Origin of the sequence: Rickettsia slovaca 13-B (genome assembly GCF_000237845.1) — a bacterium.
GTDB classification, from domain to species: domain Bacteria; phylum Pseudomonadota; class Alphaproteobacteria; order Rickettsiales; family Rickettsiaceae; genus Rickettsia; species Rickettsia rickettsii.
Map to the genome: position 1 here is coordinate 589765 of NC_016639.1, position 17979 is coordinate 607743.

Consider the following 17979-nt stretch of genomic DNA (forward strand, 5'->3'; position numbering starts at 1 on the left):
AATGACATATAGAATTACTTAGACTTTAGGAAGATATAAAATTTTAAAAAAGGTATTTATGCAGCATATTATAGGTAAAATATTGGTTATATTTATAGTTATAATAGGAGTTTTATTTGTTTTCAAAACAATGAAAACTTATTCTACAAATCCGGTTTCCGTTGAGGTTAAACAAAGCGAAGATGCAAGAAAATGTGAAGAGGAAAGAGTACAAGAAATAATCAAAGATTATTTGCTTAAAACTCCAGAAATAATAATAGAATCAATAGAAGGGTTGCAAAAACGTAAAGTACAGGAAAATGAGACTAAAGTTAATAACTATATAAAAGATAATAAGTTAAGTATTGAAGATAGCACAAGCTTTCCTGTTATAGGAAATAAAGACGGTGATGTAACAATAATTGCTTTTTATGATTACAATTGTTCTTATTGTAAAAAAGGCGATGTTTCTATAAATGAATTATTGCAAAACGATCCAAAAGTTAAAGTTGTATTACGACCGCTTCCTATCCTTGGAGATGTTTCCGAATATCTTGCAAGAATAGTTTTAGCCGTTTATAAGGTTAATCCAAGTAAATTCAAAGCTGTTCATGATGAATTAATAAAAATAAGAGATGTTTCTAAGGAATCTATAAAAGAATTATTAACTGAGAATGGCTTAAATGCTACGGAAATTGAAGAAATTGCCGATAGTAATGAGATTAAAGATTTAATTACTCAAAATATGAAAATAGCTAGAAGTCTTAGAATTCAAGGAGTACCTGCGTATATAATCGATTCAAAATTAATACCTGGGTTAATAGATTTCCCACAATTACTAAATATAGTTAAAGAAATTAGGGGTAATTAAGAGTTCTTAAGAATTGTTGCGTAGACCAGTAAATGCTTTTTATGTTATTCCCGTGAAAGCATTGTTGCATGGATACCAAATCATCATTGCGAGGAGCGAAGCGACGTGGCAATCTTGTCAAGCATCCTGAAATTGCTTCGTCAATTAGTTACGTAATTTCCTCGCAATGACGACCTTCAGTCTCCACGCAACAAGGCCTAGTAGGAATGACAGCAATTGCTCTTGAATAACTTTAGCCTTTATTTAGTAAATCTAACATAGTTTTACCGATATCGGCAGGGGATCTAGTGATAATTACGCCGGCACTTTGTAGAGCTTCAAGCTTATCTTCGGCACTTCCTGTTCTTCCGACAATAATGGCTCCGGCATGTCCCATTCTTTTACCTGGAGGTGCTGTAATACCTGCAATAAAGCTTACTATAGGTTTCTTGATTTTTGACTGCTTGATAAACTCAGCTGCATCTTCTTCTGCATTACCACCAATTTCACCGATCATAATAATTGCTTTTGTTTCATCATCTTTCAAAAACATCTCAATACAATCAACAAAATTAGTGCCGTTAACAGGATCGCCGCCTATACCGACACACGTAGATTGTCCAAGTCCTACTGCTGTTGTCTGTGCTACTGCTTCATAAGTTAGAGTACCTGATCTTGAAACAATACCTATTGTTCCTTTTTTATGAATATGCCCAGGCATAATACCGATTTTACATTCACCCGGTGTGATAACTCCAGGGCAGTTAGGACCGATTAATCTAGTTTTAGAACCGACTAAAGCACGTTTTACTTTCACCATATCAAGCACCGGAATTCCTTCCGTTATACATACTACTACTTCAATTTCGGCATCGATTGCTTCTAATATCGAATCAGCGGCAAAGCCGGGCGGAACATATATAACGCTTGCATTTGCACCGGTTTTTGCTTTTGCTTCATGTACGGTATTATATACAGGTAAATCAAGGTGAGTATGACCGCCTTTGCCGGGTGTAACACCGCCAACCATGTTAGTGCCGTACGCTATCGCTTGTTCAGAGTGAAAAGTTCCTTGTAAACCAGTAAAACCCTGACAGATAACTTGTGTTTTTTTATTTATTAATATTGCCATGTTAAATAATGTTTATTGTTTTTATTTTACTTTGATGTCATCCCGCGACTTGATCGCATGATCCAGTCCTTTTTTAATTTTTTTATGGATACTGTGGTCAAGCCACGGTATGACACTGAACTGGTTTTTCGAGCTATACAACAAGGTCAATGCCTGTATAGCTCATGACGGTTATCTACCGTATCGCTTCAACTATTTTATTTGCCGCATCTGCTAAATCATGTGCCGGTATTATTGCTAAACCGGAATTTGATAAAATTTCTTCGCCTTTTTCAACGTTTGTACCGGCTAAACGAACTACTAACGGTACTTTTATACCTATGTCTTTTGCAGCGGCAATAATCCCTTCTGCTATAATATCACAACGCATGATACCGCCGAAAATATTAACTAGAATCCCTTGTACTTCTTTATCAGATAAAATTATTTTTAAAGCTTCTTTTACACGCTCACGATCAGCTCCACCACCGACATCCAAGAAATTAGCAGGCGAAGCACCGTAAAGTTTAATAATATCCATAGTGGCCATGGCAAGACCGGCACCGTTAACCATACAACCGATATTACCGTCCATTTTTACATAGCTAAGTCCTGCATTTGCTGCTCTAGTTTCTAGAGGATCTTCTTCATCATGATCACGCATTGCCGTAATATTCGGATGCCGAAATAAGCCGTTATCGTCAAAAGTAATTTTTGCATCTAAAGCTAATAAGTTCCCGTCGCTATTTACAATTAATGGGTTGATTTCAATTTGTGCTGCATCGGTTTCAATAAAAGCATTATAGACTGATTTTACTATTTCTTTCATCTGTTTAGCTTGGTTATTCTTAAAGCCTAACTCATAAGCTATGCCTCGCATATGAAAATCTTGTAAACCGGTTGCAGGATCAACGGAAAATTTAATAATTTTGTCCGGAGTTTTTTCTGCTACTGCTTCAATATCAACTCCTCCTTCTGTAGAAGCTATAAAAGTAATACAGCTAGCCGATCTATCAAATACTATACTAAAATAATATTCTTTTAAAATATCACAACCTGATTCGATATAAAGACGGTTTACTTTTTGTCCTTGAGGTCCTGTTTGATGAGTTACTAAATTAATACCAAACATGTCATGAGCAACTTTTTTGGCTTCTTCTTTACTCTTAACAACCTTAACACCGCCTGCTTTACCTCTACCGCCGGCATGTATTTGTGCTTTAACCACATATACTTCCGTATTTAATTTATCTATGGTTTCATTAATCTTTTCGGTTTTCGTAACAACTAGCCCGGTGGAAGTAGGTACGCCGTATTTTCTTAAAATCTCTTTTGCTTGATATTCATGAATATTCATTTTAAATAATTTATTTAAATTGCTATTAATTTTTATGGATAAGATGCATTTTTAACTTCTCTTACTAGGTCTTTATCAAAAGTGATAAACTTATTAGCACTATTGACTTCTCCTTCTGCAATAATCATATAATCGGTAAAGTCTGCTTTACCTTTAATATATTTCTCAGTAGCTGATATTATTATGTCTTGATGCCCAATGATAAAGCCGGAATTATCAATAAGATTAATTACTGCTTCATAAATTTCCTGGCGAGTAAATTTATTTACTTTTAGCACCCATACAAATTCAAGTAATGCATATGATGCAATAAAAATCTTATTAGTGATGTTATTTTTTAAGAAATTTTGAGCTGCTTTACCTTGTATTTCATCATCTTCAAGAAAAGTACGAGTTAAAATATTAGTGTCAATTCCTATCATTTTCGATAACCGCAATACTAATAGCTTCATCTACATCCACTGGACCGTTTTTAGCTTTATGTTTACCTTTACCAAAAAAGCTATAGATATCTTTTTTTATAGGAAGCAATTCTAATGTTTCATTTTTTTTGTAGTTAATTATTAACTCAGAGCCTGAATGTAAACCAAGTTTATTTCTTATATATTTAGGTATAACTACCTGTCCTTTCGATGAGATTACTACTCTGGCACTTTTACTCATAATACTAATATAGTAAGTTATCTGATCTTACTTTGTATATAAAACACAATTTATTATATGTCAATAAGTTTATAATGAGGTTACTCATTCAATATCCTCTTTAATACGTTATCTTTCCTAATAAAGTGATGATATAATGCAGCTAGTATATCAAAATAATTAAAGCAGTAAATAAGCAGCCTTTTTATAGATTTTTTTAAAGATTTTGGCAAATTGTAAATCTGGAGCAAAAGAATTTATAGTAAACAAACCATAAAAATCAATATGATGGTTTGATAAAATAGTTATTAGAAAGCCGCTTATCGGCATTAATAACCATTAAAAGCTATAGCAAATTTATATTAATATTAGCGGCTTTTTTTGCCAATTCGGCATATCTTCCGGTAGCAAAACATTAGCATTATAGAATTTCCATAAAAGCCTTATTATTACTAAAGATAAAACAACTATACCGGTTGCTTCATGTATCCCGTATAATTGCCATTTTAAAGGAAGTTCTAAGAAATTATCCATTAAGACACCGACAACGAGCATTACTATAACTATAATGCTCATGATCCAGTGAAAAAGTTTTGCAATTAAGCCGTAAGAATTTTCAGTATTTGTAAGTAGCATGATAGTACTCAAACTTACTTAATGTCATTGTCGCTCTTCTGTGTCATTTTCCTGCGAAAGCAGGAATCTAAAAAACAATAAAAAATACTATTATTAGTATTTTTAACTAGATCCCATGGGCAAGCCACGGGGTGACACCGAGTCACGGTATGACAGTTTCTTCTTAATTCCCAACGGCCGTATCTATAATCTTTTCTGCCTCTGTACCGCTAATTTTTTCTTTATCATTCAGAATGAGATTAGCATTCTTTAAGTCATCTCCTATATGTTCCGCTCTTCCTTTTAAAACCTTAGCTAAAAACTGCTCGGCAAGAGCGTAATATGAGATTCGATTACCGGCTTTTGCAAATCCATGACCTTCATCTTTGTAAAGTGCATAAACTACCGGTATATGCTTTGCTTGCATGCTGTTTACAATCTGTTCTGATTCTGCCTGCACGACTCTCACATCGTGAACACCCTGTGCTATAAATAAAGGCTTTTTGATATTATCAACAAAATTAATCGGTGATCTTTGTCTTAAAAATTCTTTTTCTTCTTCAGTATCCCAAGGTCCTATACGTGTTTTATATATACTTAACAATGGTGTAATATAAGGAGCTTTAGATTGCACATGAGTTAATAAATTAGACATACCGACAACGTCAATACCGCAAGCAAATACGTCAGGCGTCATGGTAAGACCTACAAGCGTTGCATAACCTCCATAGCTTCCACCCATAATACAAACTTTGTCAGAATCAACTATATTATTCTTAATAGCCCAGTTAACACCATCAATTAAATCTGTGTGCATTTTACCGGCATATTCTAAATTACCGGCGTTTAAGAAATCTTTCCCAAAACCGGTAGAACCACGGTAATTTATACTTAAAACTGCGTAACCACGATTTGCAAGCCACTGATGCTCAGGATTGTATCCCCAGCTATCACGTACCCACGGACCGCCGTGGACATTTAAAATTAGAGGTACTTTTCTATCGGGTATATTATTTTTATCGAGCTTTACATCATTTGGAAAAGTGATATAGCTAACTAAATCAAGCCCGTCACGTGACTTGATAATTATCGGTATCATCTTAGCAAGATTATATTGCTCAAGTTCTTTACGATTAGTAAATAAAAACTCAGCTTTTTTATTTGCCCTATCATATTTATAATATTTCACCGGTGTATTATCAGCCATATAAGCAACGATCCAAGTTTTATCGTCTAGCGTCCTACTATTAATAATTAAATCACCGCGATCAATAGATTGCAAATATTTAATATCATCTTCAATATCTTTATCTAATATTTTATATGAGACTCTATCATAATCTATAGATACTGCTTGCGGAGTTTGCTTTGTGGGATGAACTGTAAATAAGCCGATATCAGCTTTTGCATCTTCGGCTAATATTTCTTCACTACCTGTAGCTAGTGTTATAGCTTTAAGTGCGGAGGTATTACGATTACGTCCCTCTAGCATATATAAAGTTTCACCGCTAGCATCAAAACCAAGTATGGAAGTGTTAAAAGAATCTTCCATTGATATCTTAGTAAATAACTTTGGTTCTCCGTCTTTTAATTCATAATATTCAACAGCTCCGTCTTTATCTAGTAAGCTACCGAATCTTAAATTTAAATTTTCATCAGTTACATAATCAGTAAATCTATCATTTTTATAAATCAGTTCTTTTTCTAGAGTATCTAGATTTAATTTGTAAATATCAAAATATTCAGGATTACGCTCATTTAAATATATTAATATCTCATTTGGCTTCTTATGACTTGCTCCGGCTATTTTGGCTTTAACTCCTTTTGCAGGAGTAAGTAATTTTGTCTCTTTTGTCTCTATGTTATAGCTATAAATTCGGTCATTTTCATCACCGTTAAAATCTTGGGTATATAAAATATTTTTATTATTATAAGCTTTAGCATAAGACCAAATACCGCGTCCTTTATCATGGGTTATGGCTTCTGCTTTACTAATATCATCTGAGGGTGCTAGCCAAATGTTTAATACACCGTCTTTCGGTGCAACATATAGAATATATTTGCCGTCGTGGGTTAGAGAAACCCTTGCTTTATCAGGGTTACCGAATAAAACTTTTCTGGGGATTATTTGATTGTTATCCGTTATCGTTTGAAACATAAAAATACCGACACTTATTATTAATATAGTGCCTATAATATAGAAAATTTTACTCATTACTAATAGTTTGTTATTTAGTTTTATAGTCTTTTGATGTCATTCCCGCTTCCGCGGAAATGACATTCAGGTCATAAAATATAATTGCTACACTCTCTCAATATTGCTTAAAAACCAATCAACTTCTTTGGTATTAGCATTACGTGTAAATGTCCATTCTTCTTTTAAATCTTCGATTTTGTCAACTACATTTTTACCTTGAAATAGTAATTTAATAAATATGTTATTACCGAACATGTAAATTTCTGAATATTTTGCACTTAAAGCCGATGAGTCAAAAAAATCACCATAGGACGGTGTTATTTTTTCAAATTCTTCCAAGTATCTTTTATCTATCAGCTCAGATAATTCTTTAGCATCTTTTTTATAAGCAGCTTCTATAATCATTTGAAAAGCAGTTTTAGCATTATTTATGAATTTAACCGGATCAAAGGAGTAAAGGCGTTTATGGATTTGTTCCATTCCATCTACGACCGCAGTTATATTATGTTCTACTATTATATCTTTAAAAGCTTTAATATCTTGGGCTGTTGGAATATTTTTTTCTTCTTTATTAGATTTAACTATACTGTAAGTTACGTCCTTAATAACCGGTTCGCCAAAATAAGATTTTTGCTTTGTCTGTTCCTCTTCTGAAGTAGAACCGAGAGTCGTAATTAATTTGTTGATAATGTAAAAGGCAATAACGGCAAAAATTAATAACTCTATTATTTGAGGAGACATTTTCTATGTATTTTTATTAAAAGATTATTTTTATATTTTAATATAAAAAAATAATCTTTTAAAGTTATTTAATAAAAATAAGGATTTATTTTTATTTGAGTTATACTTAAAATTTAAAAGATCACTAAAATATCTTGATTATTTTAATTATTATGATATTTATCGTTTTGTAAATGATGTTTAAACTCCATCATTGCAAAACATTTATTATAGCCTTTAGTCCATTTATGCTAGGGGGCTGTTGTACTAAAGCTTAATTTTTAAGCGTTTTTAGTATAACGGATAATTATTGTTTTCAATGATTGCGTTTATCCCCTAGCACCTATCTATCTATTCACTTTTAATTGATGAATGAACTGGCGAGCTGGTAATTCAATTATATAATGCAACATAGTAGCTATTGTAACCGAAGTAGCAAATTTAAGCCATAAAGGAGTTGGATAAATCCAGTAATATGCTACAAAAAATTCTGTAGTTAAAGCAGAAAGGTATAAAGCATATGAAATTTGATCTAGAAAATATGTTATTGGATTACCGAAAATAAGTTTACTTAATCCTGAATCATTAGATGTTCCAATAATTATTAAGGATGAGCCAACTGCAAGCCACCAAAGTGTTTCTGCATTAATTATAATAAAAATATAAGCAAAAACAGCAATTCCTACAAATGTAATAATATCATAAATAATATAATTAAGTTTCAAAGATTTTATATATTTTGTAATAAAAAATGTTATACAACCAAAAATAAATACACCTAAAAACATTATTAAGCTTTTACCGTAAGCAAATTGTACTCTTTCGTTACTAATATGGGTCTGCAGCCATTGAAAAGCATAAGGAGCAGAAATTATCCCATAAGATATAAATAACAAGATTATCAATAACTTAATTATTGATAATCTTTGCATCAATGATATTAAAAAAGGAAATAATTAATATGCAAACATTGCCGTACTTATTGCACATGAAGGTTGATTCCAAGATACTAAATCCGTGAACTCCCCTTGAATAAGGAACACATTATAAATTATAAAAGCATAAATAAATGTAAGGGATAAACTCTGGCAATACGTGCAAATAAAAAACTTTTATAACTAACGGTATGCGTATAAAATCTAGTATTATATACATAACATAAAATAAAGCCGGATAACACAAAAAATATTACAACCCCAAGACTGCCAAGTCTTGCTATATTCATTCCAATTGAGTTACCTGGCCAAATTATATGTGGCGTGTTAAGAAGAATACCCATAATGCAGTATATCCGCGTAAACCTGTTAATCCTTTTATTTCTTTTAAGTTATCTATTTTGGTTATGCCATATTTAAGTTATAACATTACTGATTAAAATATGGCATGATACAATAACCTAAATATTAAAACAATTTATTAATAATAATTTTTTTAATAAATTATTAGATTCTTATATTCAGAGATCTCTTAATAAGTGTGCCACTTTTATAGCATTATCAAATCCGTGATCGTAATGAAATCTTATATCAGGCGAGAATTTCATATTTATTTTATTAGTAATAAAATTTCTGATAGCATTTTTAGAATTATTTAATGCATCCATAATTTCATCTATTGTTAGTTTAGTATTAAAAGGCAAGAAATAACAATTAGCTATTTTGAGATCAGCAGTAACTATAACTTTCGTAATAGTGAGAGGACAATCAAAAAGTCTGCTATCCAGCATTTTGCCACGCCTTAGAATTTCTATTAATGCTTCATTTATAATGCTTGCTAATTTTTGTTGTCTATGAGAATGAGTTTTGGTTAATTTTTTCATGCGTTAAAAAATATATACAATTCTAAGGCATAATAGCATGCTTTTGCCAAACAACCAATACCTAAAAATTTTAGAAATTTTGTTTTAAAAAAACCGGAGAATAAAGAAATAAAGCTTCCCCAAAAAGCAAATGCCATTACGAAAATTATAAATATCTCATATTTATAATATAGTTTTGTTAAATTTTTATGTCTTAAAATATTTTGTGTATTTTTGGAAGCATAAAAGATATTTAAAACTATTTTTCCAAAAATATAATTGATTGCATTACCGCTAAGAGAAGCACAAATAGCTACTAACAGCATTATTAAACTATTATAGCCTCCGAACATTTTCATAGAATGAAATATTAATTCATTCTGAAAACCTATAACAAGATTTGAGACAAAACTATCAACAAATAATAAACTATATGCTTCAAATTGATTCATGAATGTAATATATTGAATTTTGATTAGGGGTATTAATCGTCATTGCGAGGAAAAACTGTAAGTTTTGACGAAGCAATCTCATGCCAAAATCCTGAGATTGCCATAACCCTTACTATCTAACACCAAAATAAAGTAACTGGCAATGAAAAAGCAAATTATTTATCCTGATTTTATAGCACGAATTTTTTCTACGGCACTTGATTTATCAGTATTTGCCTTTATAGCAATCCCAATATCACAATTTTGTTCTTTTAATTTATTATGGTTGTTCTTTAATGATTACTTCCTTAGCAATAACATTAATCTTCATAATCCCAATGAAATGTTTAACTCGGTTATGAGTCAGGAATTTTATGAATATCTTAAAGCAGGAAATTTTAATAAATATATTTTGTTTAATATTTCAATTTTTGCTACTAATATATTAGTAATAGGCTCATATTTCATAACGCTTTGGTATTATAAAGGTGCAACGCTTAGTAAAATGTTTTTACGTATGAAAATCGTAGATGCCGTAACATTAAATCGTCCGACCTTAAAGCAGTTAATTAAAAGATTTTTAGGGTATATGACTTTTCCTATCGGTATTTTTTTCATACTTTTTTCTTCTAAAAAACAAGCATTACATGATAAAATAGCCGGAACCGTCGTTATTAAGTCTTAAATATACTCCTAAGTAATAGACGAAGTTTAATTTGGAAAAGAGCAAGGAGTATATAAGGCGAGGAGCGGAGCATATACACTTAATAGGTGAGTACCGCAGTTCTTATAATACGACGTAGCTCATTTTTCAAATTAAACGAGTATATTTATGAATGAAACAAATGATAATGATATAGATCAGCTAATTTATCTTTTTTCAAAATTACCCGGTCTTGGTATTAGATCGGCAAGGCGTATAGCGCTTTACCTATTGCAAGATAAAGACGTAAGGTTAAAAAGCCTGATTAATAATCTTGTAGAGATAGATAAGAAAATAGTAAAATGCGAGATTTGCGGTAATATGGATACGGAAAATATGTGCCGTATTTGTTCTTCTGAATATAGAGATAAATCAATTATTGCTATTGTCGAAACTGTGGCTGAATTATGGGCAATGGAGCGTAGCGGTAATTTTAAAGGTTTATATCATGTACTCGGTCATAATTTATCGGCAGCTAGTAGACAAAACCCTAGCATACTTCGGTTACCTGAACTACTTACAAGATGTTTTGCAGAAAATATTAAAGAAGTTATTATTGCTACTAATTCTACTTTAGAAGGTCAGACTACTGCTTATTTTATTACAGAATATTTAAAAGAGCATCCTGCTAAAATTTCTCGCCTTGCTAGCGGTATACCTATCGGAGGTGAACTTGATTATTTAGACGAGGGTACCGTATCTGCCGCTATTAACCTACGCCAACCTTTTGAGTAAAAATTAATAATTTTATTAAAGTTATAGTGAATCTTGATGAAATTCTAGATGATGTTCGCCGGCGAATTTTATTACATCATTATGATTTCCTTGATGATCAAAATGTATCAGTAATTCACCTTGTTCGTTTGAATGTAATATATTTGTGAAGAAACGCTGGTCACCATCAATTTTAATGTCAACTACTTTTTTACCGATAAATTTAACGCCGTTATCCCCCTGTTGTCTATATATTATATCTTTCTTTAAGGCATTTATAAATTTATCACATTGATTCTTATCTAATCTCAATGGCTTCCTGATTTTTATTATCATATTGTAAAATTTCCTCAACTTTCTTTAACGCTAAGTTGTATTTCTTAATTGCGATTAAACAAGTGATAATCTTATTAATGTTTTCTATAGCTTGTGCTTGTGCAAAATTAAGGTTGCTAACAAGAGCTTCGATATGAATTTGGTTAATATATTCTTCAGGATTTATAAAAATTCTATTGCCTGGAAGATATTACTGAGATATGGAGTTATTTTATTTTTAGGTATTTTTTGTATAAATTGTTTAGCTAATTCATATTGTTTGGTATATAAGGCTGTTGTAGATAGTAATATAACACCACTAATAGAGTTGCTAATTTCGATTCACTCATCCTTTAGGTTTTCTTCATTCACAATTTTCTCAGCAGCAGAATATTGATTGTATTTGGCAATATATTGAAAACATCGAAACTGTTCTTGACTATCTTTAGATAAATTGTCTTGGTTAATTAGATTTAATTTAGCTTCAGCAATTTCAGCTAAATTAAAACTCATTGCTGTCAAAATTTTGATATCTGTAGGAGCATTTTTGATTAAATTTTTTGTTGCTGTTGCCCTTTCGTTAAGTAAATAAATATTAAATAAGCTATAGATTGATGAAGCGCTATCGTTTGGTCGATCCTTTAAAATGCGTAATAATTGTTCTTCGTCTAATGATAATTTTCCTGTATTATTATAGGCTACTGATAGATTATAACGGCAAAAATAAATGAATTTACTTTCCTGTTTTTGCTCATTGTTTACTAGATTCGCTGGTCGTGGTGCAAGTAATGTTATTATTTCATCATATTTTTTGGTAGCAAGCAATATTTCAGAAAAAGAGCCTAGAATAGCAAAATCTTCTATATTTGCTAATTGTTTAATAATATCAGGTTGAAATTCAGGTTTTACAAATAATAAAATTTCTGCAATAAAATTTAGATATTTTTGATACCATTCTCCTTGAGTTTTAAGTAAATTTAAAACTATAGGTGCTGATTTTAAGTATATCTGTAGCTACTTCTTCCATTAATGCAATATTCTTTTCTACTACGGCTAAACGAAAAATATTTTCCTTAGCGATAAATTTATTGATAATCTTAGTGATAGGGTTAGAAGAATTGGAGCTAGGTTTGTATTCAAAAAATATTTCTACTTTAGAATTTTTATTAATTAAAGCATTATATTCACTAATCTCATAATCTTTAAATAACTCATGATTTTTAAGTTCTTCGTAACTGTATTTTTTAATACACATTCCAATAGCTTTTTTGGGGTTTTTACCTCTTTTATCTTCTTAATTGCTAAATTAGCAAATTCTGAAGCTAATTTTGAATTTTTTATTTCTCCAATAGTTCTTAAATAATTATTTTTTATATCAAAATCCTTAACTATTGCTGAGTACAATTCTATAGCTGTATTTAAGGTAATATTGGAGCTTCACGTGGTAACCATAAAATATGGTTATTTTCAGAAAAGTTAATAGAAGACTTTTTTGATTTCATATATGATGCCTAGTTATTTTTAACAAGGCATCATACATTAGTTTAATTCTTAGTCAAAAAATTATTAATATTTTTTAATAATTACCCACCGAATTGCTCTTTAATAATTCTATCTTCCAGCGTATGGTTTTTATTAAAGAGCAGTTTGACAGGCTTATCCTTAGTAGATTTAACGGTAACATTTGTGATATTATTAAACTCCTGAAAGTCGGCAGTAGCATTTACCGGTCGTTTATTTGTATTAAGTATTTCAAATTTAATCGTAGCAGATGAAAGCAGTAAAGCACCGTGCCATCTACGCGGTCTAAACGAGCAGATAGGGGTTAGGCATAACATGTTTGACTCAAGCGGTAAAATAGGACCGCTGGCAGATAAATTATAAGCACTACTTCCGGCAGGTGTTGCAACTAAAGCTCCGTCTGCTACTAATTCGCTCATTCTCTCTATCCCGTTTACTTCTATTCTAAATTTAGCAGCTTGATTAGTTTTACGAAATATCGATACTTCGTTAATAGCAAGAGCCGTATATATTTGACCGCTCGTATCTTCGACTTGCATAAGAAGAGGATTTAGGATAGAAACCGTACTTTCGTGTATATTTTGTAATAATTTTTTGGTATCTAAAGGATTCATTAAAAAGCCGAGGCTTCCTAAATTAACTCCGTAAAAAGGTATATTAAGATGCATATAGCGGTGAATATTATGTAGTAATTCTCCATCCCCGCCTATTACGATAATGACCTCCGCTTCCTCTATTTTACAATAATTATAGAGTTTTTTTATTTCCTCTATAATAGTTAAATGTTTGGAATTGTGGTTATAAATCAATGCTATTTTATTTATATTCATTATATGAATTTCTTTTTTAATATATAGACGCTTAACTAATAATAAGTTATAAGAATAAAATAATAAAATAAATATTAAGTTAAATTATGTCATCATTCAACATCAAAAATCATAAAAATGATCTGCTATTTGTACCGCTAGGGGGATCTAATGAAATAGGTATGAATCTTAATCTTTACCATTATCAAGGTCAATGGTTAATGATTGATTGTGGTAGCGGTTTTGCCGATGATTATTTACCCGGTGTTGATATGATAATTGCTGATAGCAGCTTTATCGAGAAATATAAAAAAGATATAGTAGGTCTGATTTTAACTCATGCTCACGAGGATCATTTAGGTGGAGTCCAATATTTATGGAATAGACTTAAATGTCCTATTTATATTACTACTTTTACAGCAAATTTTCTAAAAATTCGTTTAAATGAATATGATTTTGCTAAAAATATAAAAATTCATGAAGTAAAACCCGGTAGTAAAATAAATCTAGATCCTTTTTCCTTAGAGATGGTGCCACTGACTCACTCGGCTCCTGAAATGCAAGCAATTATGATCCGTACGGATGCAGGTAATATTTTACATACGGGGGATTGGAAATTTGATAACGATCCGATACTTGGGAAAAAAGCTGATGAGGAGCTTTTAAAATCTTACGGAGATGAAGGGGTTCTTGCACTTGTTTGTGATTCAACTAACGTATTTAATAAAGGAAGCTCAGGTTCTGAGGGGGATGTTAGAAAAAGTTTAGTAGATATTATAGCCGGTTGTCCTCAAATGGTAGTAGTTTCAACCTTTGCCTCTAATTTAGCACGGCTTGATACAATAATTCATGCTGCAGGGCTTGCGGGTAGAAAAGTAGTCTTAACCGGTAGAAGTTTGCACCGTATGATGCTTGCTGCGCAGGAAAGCGGCTATTTGAAAGATATTGCTCCTCTAATTAGTGAACGTGATGTTAGCAGATTTAGAAGAGAAGAATTATTAGTAATTGCTACCGGTTGTCAAGGTGAGCCTATGGCTGCTACCGCAAAACTGGCTAGTAATTCTCATCCGTCTATAAAGCTTGTTCCTAAGGATACAATGATTTTTTCTTCAAAAATTATTCCGGGTAATGAAAAGAAAATATTCAGGCTATTTAATATATTTGTTAAAGCCGGTGTAGAAGTTATTACCGAGCGAGACCATTTTGTACATGTTTCAGGACATCCATCGATTGACGAGCTACAAAAAATGTATTCTCTAATTAGACCGAATATTTGTATACCTGTTCACGGCGAGCCTGTACATATTCATGAACATGTTAAGCTTGCTAAGAAAAACGGCATAAAACAGGTAGTAGAGGTTGAAAATGGTAGTGTAGTACTGCTTGAACCTAATAATGCAAAAGTAATTTCAAAGGTTGAAAACGGTTATTTAGCTGTTGACGGTAATTATTTGCTGCCCGTTGAATCTCCGATTTTCAAAGCTAGAAGACGTATGCGTGAGTCGGGTATCGTGGTAGCATCAGTAGTCATTAATAAAAAAGGACTGCTTGCTGCAAACCCAATGCTGTCTATGCCTGGGCTGCTTGATCCGAAAGAGGATATGGCATTAGTTAACCTCATTAAAAACGACATTAAAGAACTTGTTACCATTCAAAATAAACAGGCTAAAAAAGCATTGTCGGATGAACAAGTAATCGAGGCAATAAAAGGAACAATCCGTAAAACCTTAAAACAAGAAATTAATAAGTCACCCGTTATAATAGTAAATCTTGAGAAAGCTGTGGAGTAGTGAAATTGTTATTGTGAGTAGGTATTGTTTTATGGCTCGAGAAATTCGCTCAATGTCATTCCCACAGAAGCGGGAATCCAGAAACACAACTTCAATATTGATACAGAAGTTACATATTTGATAAAAAAACCATATAAACACTTGTTTTTATATGGTTTTACTGGATTCCCGCCTTCGTGAGAATGACATAAACAAGCCAAGCAACGATACCTACAAACCTGTAAGTGACAAAGAAAAAATAAGCACATGAACAAATTTAAAAATATTGCAGTGTATGGGGGAGGGAGTTTCGGTACTAGCCTTGCTTCTTTAGCAGCACAAAACTGTAATAACGTTACTTTATTTTTACGTGATGAGGCAATAGCAAAGGAAATTTTACATAACAAAACTAATGTAAAATATTTAGGGGATATTAAATTACCTGCTCATTTACAGGCTACTACAAACTTAGATATAATTAAGGATTTTGAACTAATTATTATTGCAGTGCCGTCTTACGCTTTTGATGACTCAATAAAATTATTAAAAACTCACAGCATTTCTAAAGACAATACTCTTCTAATTGCAACAAAAGGCTTTGCCCGTAATCCTACCGCATTATTTTCAGATAGGTTAAAAACTCTATTACCGTATAACCCTACAGCGTTTTTTGTAGGTCCGAATCTAGCAAAAGAACTTGCTAAAAATTTACCTGCTTCGGCAAGTATTGCAAGTTTAGATATAGATATAGCAAATAAAATAGCTTATAACCTAAGTTCAAAAATTTTTACTACTAATGTGTCAAGCGATATTGTAACATTACAGGTAGCAGGAGCTTTAAAAAATATTTTTGCTATTAAAAGCGGGATTGATTTAGCAAGAAAGCAGGGCGAAAATGCAAGAGCAACGCTTATAGTAGCTGCCTTAAAAGAAATTGCTATTTTGTCGAAAGCGTTAGGTGGTATGCAAAAAAATTCTGATATTTTACTAGAGGGCGTAGTAGGCGATTTAGTGCTTACTTGTTATTCGTTAGGTTCACGTAATACAAAATTTGGTTATGAACTTGGAATTAGTAGCGATAAAAAGAAATTTTTACAGGAATATAAAGAGCTAGTAGAGGGAAGAGAAGCATTAAAATTAGTTTTGGATTTGATAAAAAAATATAATTTACATATGCCTATAATTTCCGAAGTAGCTTCGTGTGTTATTCCTTATGTCATTCCTGCTTTCGCAGGAATGACATAGGTATCCACGTAACAATGCCTCCGCGGGAATGACATATGACTCCACGCGAGCAATATCAATAAATATGAAAATTTCATATTAAATTAGATACCTTAAATCATATAAAGTTTTTAAAGTTTCAATTAGAAATTTATTTTGGTCTGATGAAGTAAAAATCTTTACAAAATTTAGTGAAAAAAATAAAACCTCATATATTATAAGTAATTATATCTTTAGCTCATTACATGATAATCTTTAGTATAGTTTTTTTTAAAACCGTTTCGGTATTATTAAGTGTAGTAATAGGATTTTTAGCAGGTAAATATTCAAATGTTGAAAAAGATAGTATCTCTTCGTTACTATTCTATTTTATATCGCCTATAGTATTTTTTACGATACCTGCTAGTACAACCTTAACACTTGCGGCATTAAGCGTTACGGTTGTAACATTTGTAATTGCAACACTCTTATCGCTCTTTTCTTATTATTTTTTTGGTAAATTTTGGCAGGATCATACACGTAATATTATAGCTTTGTCTGCAGGTACGGCCAATGGCGGGTATTTTATGTTGCCTATAGCTGCAGCACTTTTTGATGATTATACATTAAGTATTTACATGATGGCTGTTATAGGAGTGAATATTTATGAATGTTCCGTCGGCTTTTATATTTGTATGAGGAGCTTTGCTAATACCACCGATAGTATATTAAAAGTAGTAAAATTACCGATTTTAAACGCTTTTTTCTTGGGATGTTTATTTAGTTTTTGCGGTTGTACTTTACCGGATTTTTTAGATGATTTTATATATAATATGAAAGGCTCTTTTTCGATACTCGGTATGGTGATGGTGGGTCTTGCTCTTTCGTCTCTACAAAAATTTGAAGTCGATATCAAATTTACTCTTGCTACTTTTGCTGCTAAATTTCTATTCTATCCTTTGGGAGTAGGGTTATTTATCATGTTTGATCATTTTGTAACAAAATGGTATAACAATGATTACTATAATGCCCTAAAACTACTTTCTACGGCACCACTCGCAGCAAATACTATAGTTATAGCGAATTTACAGAAATTTTACCCTGAAAAAGTTGCAGCTACTGTGTTTTTATCTTTGCTTTTTGTAGTTATATATATGCCGACCATGGTTAGTATATTTTTAAGTGACTTAAATTAATAACATGATGACAATTGATGACAATGATTTTTTTACAATTTATTCTAAA

22 protein-coding genes are annotated in these 17979 nt (G+C 31.6%); 6 read left to right on the forward strand and 16 right to left on the reverse strand.

Annotated features, from left to right (window positions below; all coding sequences use genetic code 11):
* Positions 1-58: 58 nt before the first annotated feature.
* The gene (locus tag RSL_RS03070) at positions 59-850 is read left to right on the forward strand and encodes a DsbA family protein (protein WP_014273466.1); all 792 of its coding nucleotides are present in this window, start codon (positions 59-61) and stop codon (positions 848-850) included.
* Positions 851-1082: 232 nt separating this feature from the next.
* Here the strand turns inward: RSL_RS03070 and sucD are convergent, their stop codons facing one another.
* From sucD to RSL_RS03130, 12 genes are all read right to left on the reverse strand, one after another.
* Complete coding sequence (gene sucD / locus RSL_RS03075) at positions 1083-1961, reverse strand: succinate--CoA ligase subunit alpha (protein WP_014419805.1); 879 nt, start codon at positions 1959-1961, stop codon at positions 1083-1085.
* Positions 1962-2136: 175 nt separating this feature from the next.
* Complete coding sequence (sucC, locus tag RSL_RS03080; protein ID WP_014273468.1) at positions 2137-3297, reverse strand: ADP-forming succinate--CoA ligase subunit beta; 1161 nt, start codon at positions 3295-3297, stop codon at positions 2137-2139.
* 32 nt (positions 3298-3329) lie between these two features.
* On the reverse strand, positions 3330-3719 hold the full coding sequence (locus tag RSL_RS03085; RefSeq protein ID WP_014273469.1) for a type II toxin-antitoxin system VapC family toxin: 390 nt from the start codon (positions 3717-3719) through the stop codon (positions 3330-3332).
* The gene (locus tag RSL_RS03090) at positions 3706-3960 is read right to left on the reverse strand and encodes an AbrB/MazE/SpoVT family DNA-binding domain-containing protein (protein ID WP_012736399.1); all 255 of its coding nucleotides are present in this window, start codon (positions 3958-3960) and stop codon (positions 3706-3708) included. The genes RSL_RS03085 and RSL_RS03090 overlap by 14 nt, the downstream gene beginning before the upstream one ends.
* A 159-nt stretch (positions 3961-4119) precedes the next feature.
* Complete coding sequence (locus RSL_RS10650) at positions 4120-4269, reverse strand: hypothetical protein (protein WP_014419806.1); 150 nt, start codon at positions 4267-4269, stop codon at positions 4120-4122.
* Between the two features lie 27 nt (positions 4270-4296).
* Positions 4297-4575: a cytochrome b gene (locus tag RSL_RS03100; RefSeq protein ID WP_014419807.1), complete on the reverse strand. Its 279-nt coding sequence runs from the start codon at positions 4573-4575 to the stop codon at positions 4297-4299.
* A gap of 163 nt (positions 4576-4738) precedes the next feature.
* The gene (locus tag RSL_RS03105) at positions 4739-6769 is read right to left on the reverse strand and encodes a S9 family peptidase (RefSeq protein ID WP_014273470.1); all 2031 of its coding nucleotides are present in this window, start codon (positions 6767-6769) and stop codon (positions 4739-4741) included.
* An 87-nt stretch (positions 6770-6856) separates the two neighbouring features.
* Complete coding sequence (locus RSL_RS03110) at positions 6857-7492, reverse strand: Tim44 domain-containing protein (RefSeq protein WP_014273471.1); 636 nt, start codon at positions 7490-7492, stop codon at positions 6857-6859.
* A gap of 326 nt (positions 7493-7818) precedes the next feature.
* A complete protein-coding gene (locus RSL_RS03115; RefSeq protein ID WP_014273472.1) occupies positions 7819-8367 on the reverse strand; it encodes an acyltransferase in 549 nt (182 codons plus the stop codon).
* 155 nt (positions 8368-8522) lie between these two features.
* Positions 8523-8750, reverse strand: a complete 228-nt coding sequence (locus tag RSL_RS10655; protein ID WP_014419808.1) for an acyltransferase family protein — start codon at positions 8748-8750, stop codon at positions 8523-8525.
* Positions 8751-8927: 177 nt separating this feature from the next.
* The gene (rbfA, locus tag RSL_RS03125) at positions 8928-9290 is read right to left on the reverse strand and encodes a 30S ribosome-binding factor RbfA (protein WP_014273473.1); all 363 of its coding nucleotides are present in this window, start codon (positions 9288-9290) and stop codon (positions 8928-8930) included.
* Positions 9287-9721: a YqaA family protein gene (locus tag RSL_RS03130; RefSeq protein ID WP_014273474.1), complete on the reverse strand. Its 435-nt coding sequence runs from the start codon at positions 9719-9721 to the stop codon at positions 9287-9289. The genes rbfA and RSL_RS03130 overlap by 4 nt, the downstream gene beginning before the upstream one ends.
* Positions 9722-9863: 142 nt before the next feature.
* On the opposite strand from RSL_RS03130, the gene RSL_RS03135 reads away from it, so the two are divergent.
* Positions 9864-10385: an RDD family protein gene (locus RSL_RS03135; RefSeq protein WP_004995736.1), complete on the forward strand. Its 522-nt coding sequence runs from the start codon at positions 9864-9866 to the stop codon at positions 10383-10385.
* 147 nt (positions 10386-10532) lie between these two features.
* Entirely contained in the window at positions 10533-11138 is a 606-nt protein-coding gene (recR, locus tag RSL_RS03140) for a recombination mediator RecR (RefSeq protein WP_004995735.1), read from the forward strand.
* Between the two features lie 21 nt (positions 11139-11159).
* On the opposite strand, the gene RSL_RS03145 is transcribed toward recR, so the two are convergent.
* The 4 genes from RSL_RS03145 to RSL_RS03155 form a co-directional block, all read right to left on the reverse strand.
* Positions 11160-11453 carry a hypothetical protein gene (locus tag RSL_RS03145; RefSeq protein ID WP_014419809.1) on the reverse strand — a complete coding sequence of 98 codons (294 nt, stop codon included), beginning with the start codon at positions 11451-11453 and terminating at the stop codon, positions 11160-11162.
* A gap of 321 nt (positions 11454-11774) precedes the next feature.
* Positions 11775-12257 carry a hypothetical protein gene (locus tag RSL_RS09135; protein ID WP_049779719.1) on the reverse strand — a complete coding sequence of 161 codons (483 nt, stop codon included), beginning with the start codon at positions 12255-12257 and terminating at the stop codon, positions 11775-11777.
* 142 nt (positions 12258-12399) lie between these two features.
* On the reverse strand, positions 12400-12687 hold the full coding sequence (locus RSL_RS03150; RefSeq protein WP_231287759.1) for a hypothetical protein: 288 nt from the start codon (positions 12685-12687) through the stop codon (positions 12400-12402).
* A gap of 328 nt (positions 12688-13015) precedes the next feature.
* Positions 13016-13783 carry an NAD kinase gene (locus tag RSL_RS03155; RefSeq protein ID WP_014273475.1) on the reverse strand — a complete coding sequence of 256 codons (768 nt, stop codon included), beginning with the start codon at positions 13781-13783 and terminating at the stop codon, positions 13016-13018.
* A gap of 86 nt (positions 13784-13869) precedes the next feature.
* Here RSL_RS03155 and RSL_RS03160 point away from each other — a divergent pair, with 86 nt between their 5' ends.
* From RSL_RS03160 to RSL_RS03170, 3 genes are all read left to right on the forward strand, one after another.
* Positions 13870-15552, forward strand: a complete 1683-nt coding sequence (locus RSL_RS03160) for a ribonuclease J (protein WP_010977243.1) — start codon at positions 13870-13872, stop codon at positions 15550-15552.
* A gap of 246 nt (positions 15553-15798) precedes the next feature.
* Positions 15799-16776 (forward strand): NAD(P)H-dependent glycerol-3-phosphate dehydrogenase, encoded by a 978-nt coding sequence (locus RSL_RS03165; protein ID WP_014273476.1) that lies wholly within the window; start codon positions 15799-15801, stop codon positions 16774-16776.
* A gap of 224 nt (positions 16777-17000) precedes the next feature.
* Positions 17001-17930, forward strand: coding sequence for an AEC family transporter (locus RSL_RS03170; RefSeq protein ID WP_014273477.1), 930 nt, complete (start codon positions 17001-17003; stop codon positions 17928-17930).
* Positions 17931-17979 lie beyond the last annotated feature (49 nt).

Excerpts from the sequence above, each read along its gene's own strand:
- RSL_RS10650 (WP_014419806.1), bottom strand. The coding sequence starts at position 4,269 with ATGCCGATAAGCGGCTTTCTAATAACTATTTTATCAAACCATCATATT.
- RSL_RS03155 (WP_014273475.1), bottom strand. The coding sequence starts at position 13,783 with ATGAATATAAATAAAATAGCATTGATTTATAACCACAATTCCAAACAT.
- RSL_RS03150 (WP_231287759.1), bottom strand. The coding sequence starts at position 12,687 with ATGTGTATTAAAAAATACAGTTACGAAGAACTTAAAAATCATGAGTTA.
- RSL_RS03145 (WP_014419809.1), bottom strand. The coding sequence starts at position 11,453 with ATGATAATAAAAATCAGGAAGCCATTGAGATTAGATAAGAATCAATGT.
- sucC (WP_014273468.1), bottom strand. The coding sequence starts at position 3,297 with ATGAATATTCATGAATATCAAGCAAAAGAGATTTTAAGAAAATACGGC.
- RSL_RS03170 (WP_014273477.1), top strand. The coding sequence starts at position 17,001 with ATGATAATCTTTAGTATAGTTTTTTTTAAAACCGTTTCGGTATTATTA.
- RSL_RS03130 (WP_014273474.1), bottom strand. The coding sequence starts at position 9,721 with ATGAATCAATTTGAAGCATATAGTTTATTATTTGTTGATAGTTTTGTC.
- RSL_RS03070 (WP_014273466.1), top strand. The coding sequence starts at position 59 with ATGCAGCATATTATAGGTAAAATATTGGTTATATTTATAGTTATAATA.
- rbfA (WP_014273473.1), bottom strand. The coding sequence starts at position 9,290 with ATGAAAAAATTAACCAAAACTCATTCTCATAGACAACAAAAATTAGCA.
- RSL_RS03110 (WP_014273471.1), bottom strand. The coding sequence starts at position 7,492 with ATGTCTCCTCAAATAATAGAGTTATTAATTTTTGCCGTTATTGCCTTT.
- RSL_RS03135 (WP_004995736.1), top strand. The coding sequence starts at position 9,864 with ATGAAAAAGCAAATTATTTATCCTGATTTTATAGCACGAATTTTTTCT.
- recR (WP_004995735.1), top strand. The coding sequence starts at position 10,533 with ATGAATGAAACAAATGATAATGATATAGATCAGCTAATTTATCTTTTT.
- RSL_RS03090 (WP_012736399.1), bottom strand. The coding sequence starts at position 3,960 with ATGAGTAAAAGTGCCAGAGTAGTAATCTCATCGAAAGGACAGGTAGTT.
- RSL_RS03085 (WP_014273469.1), bottom strand. The coding sequence starts at position 3,719 with ATGATAGGAATTGACACTAATATTTTAACTCGTACTTTTCTTGAAGAT.
- RSL_RS03100 (WP_014419807.1), bottom strand. The coding sequence starts at position 4,575 with ATGCTACTTACAAATACTGAAAATTCTTACGGCTTAATTGCAAAACTT.
- sucD (WP_014419805.1), bottom strand. The coding sequence starts at position 1,961 with ATGGCAATATTAATAAATAAAAAAACACAAGTTATCTGTCAGGGTTTT.
- RSL_RS03165 (WP_014273476.1), top strand. The coding sequence starts at position 15,799 with ATGAACAAATTTAAAAATATTGCAGTGTATGGGGGAGGGAGTTTCGGT.
- RSL_RS03105 (WP_014273470.1), bottom strand. The coding sequence starts at position 6,769 with ATGAGTAAAATTTTCTATATTATAGGCACTATATTAATAATAAGTGTC.
- RSL_RS03160 (WP_010977243.1), top strand. The coding sequence starts at position 13,870 with ATGTCATCATTCAACATCAAAAATCATAAAAATGATCTGCTATTTGTA.
- RSL_RS10655 (WP_014419808.1), bottom strand. The coding sequence starts at position 8,750 with ATGGGTATTCTTCTTAACACGCCACATATAATTTGGCCAGGTAACTCA.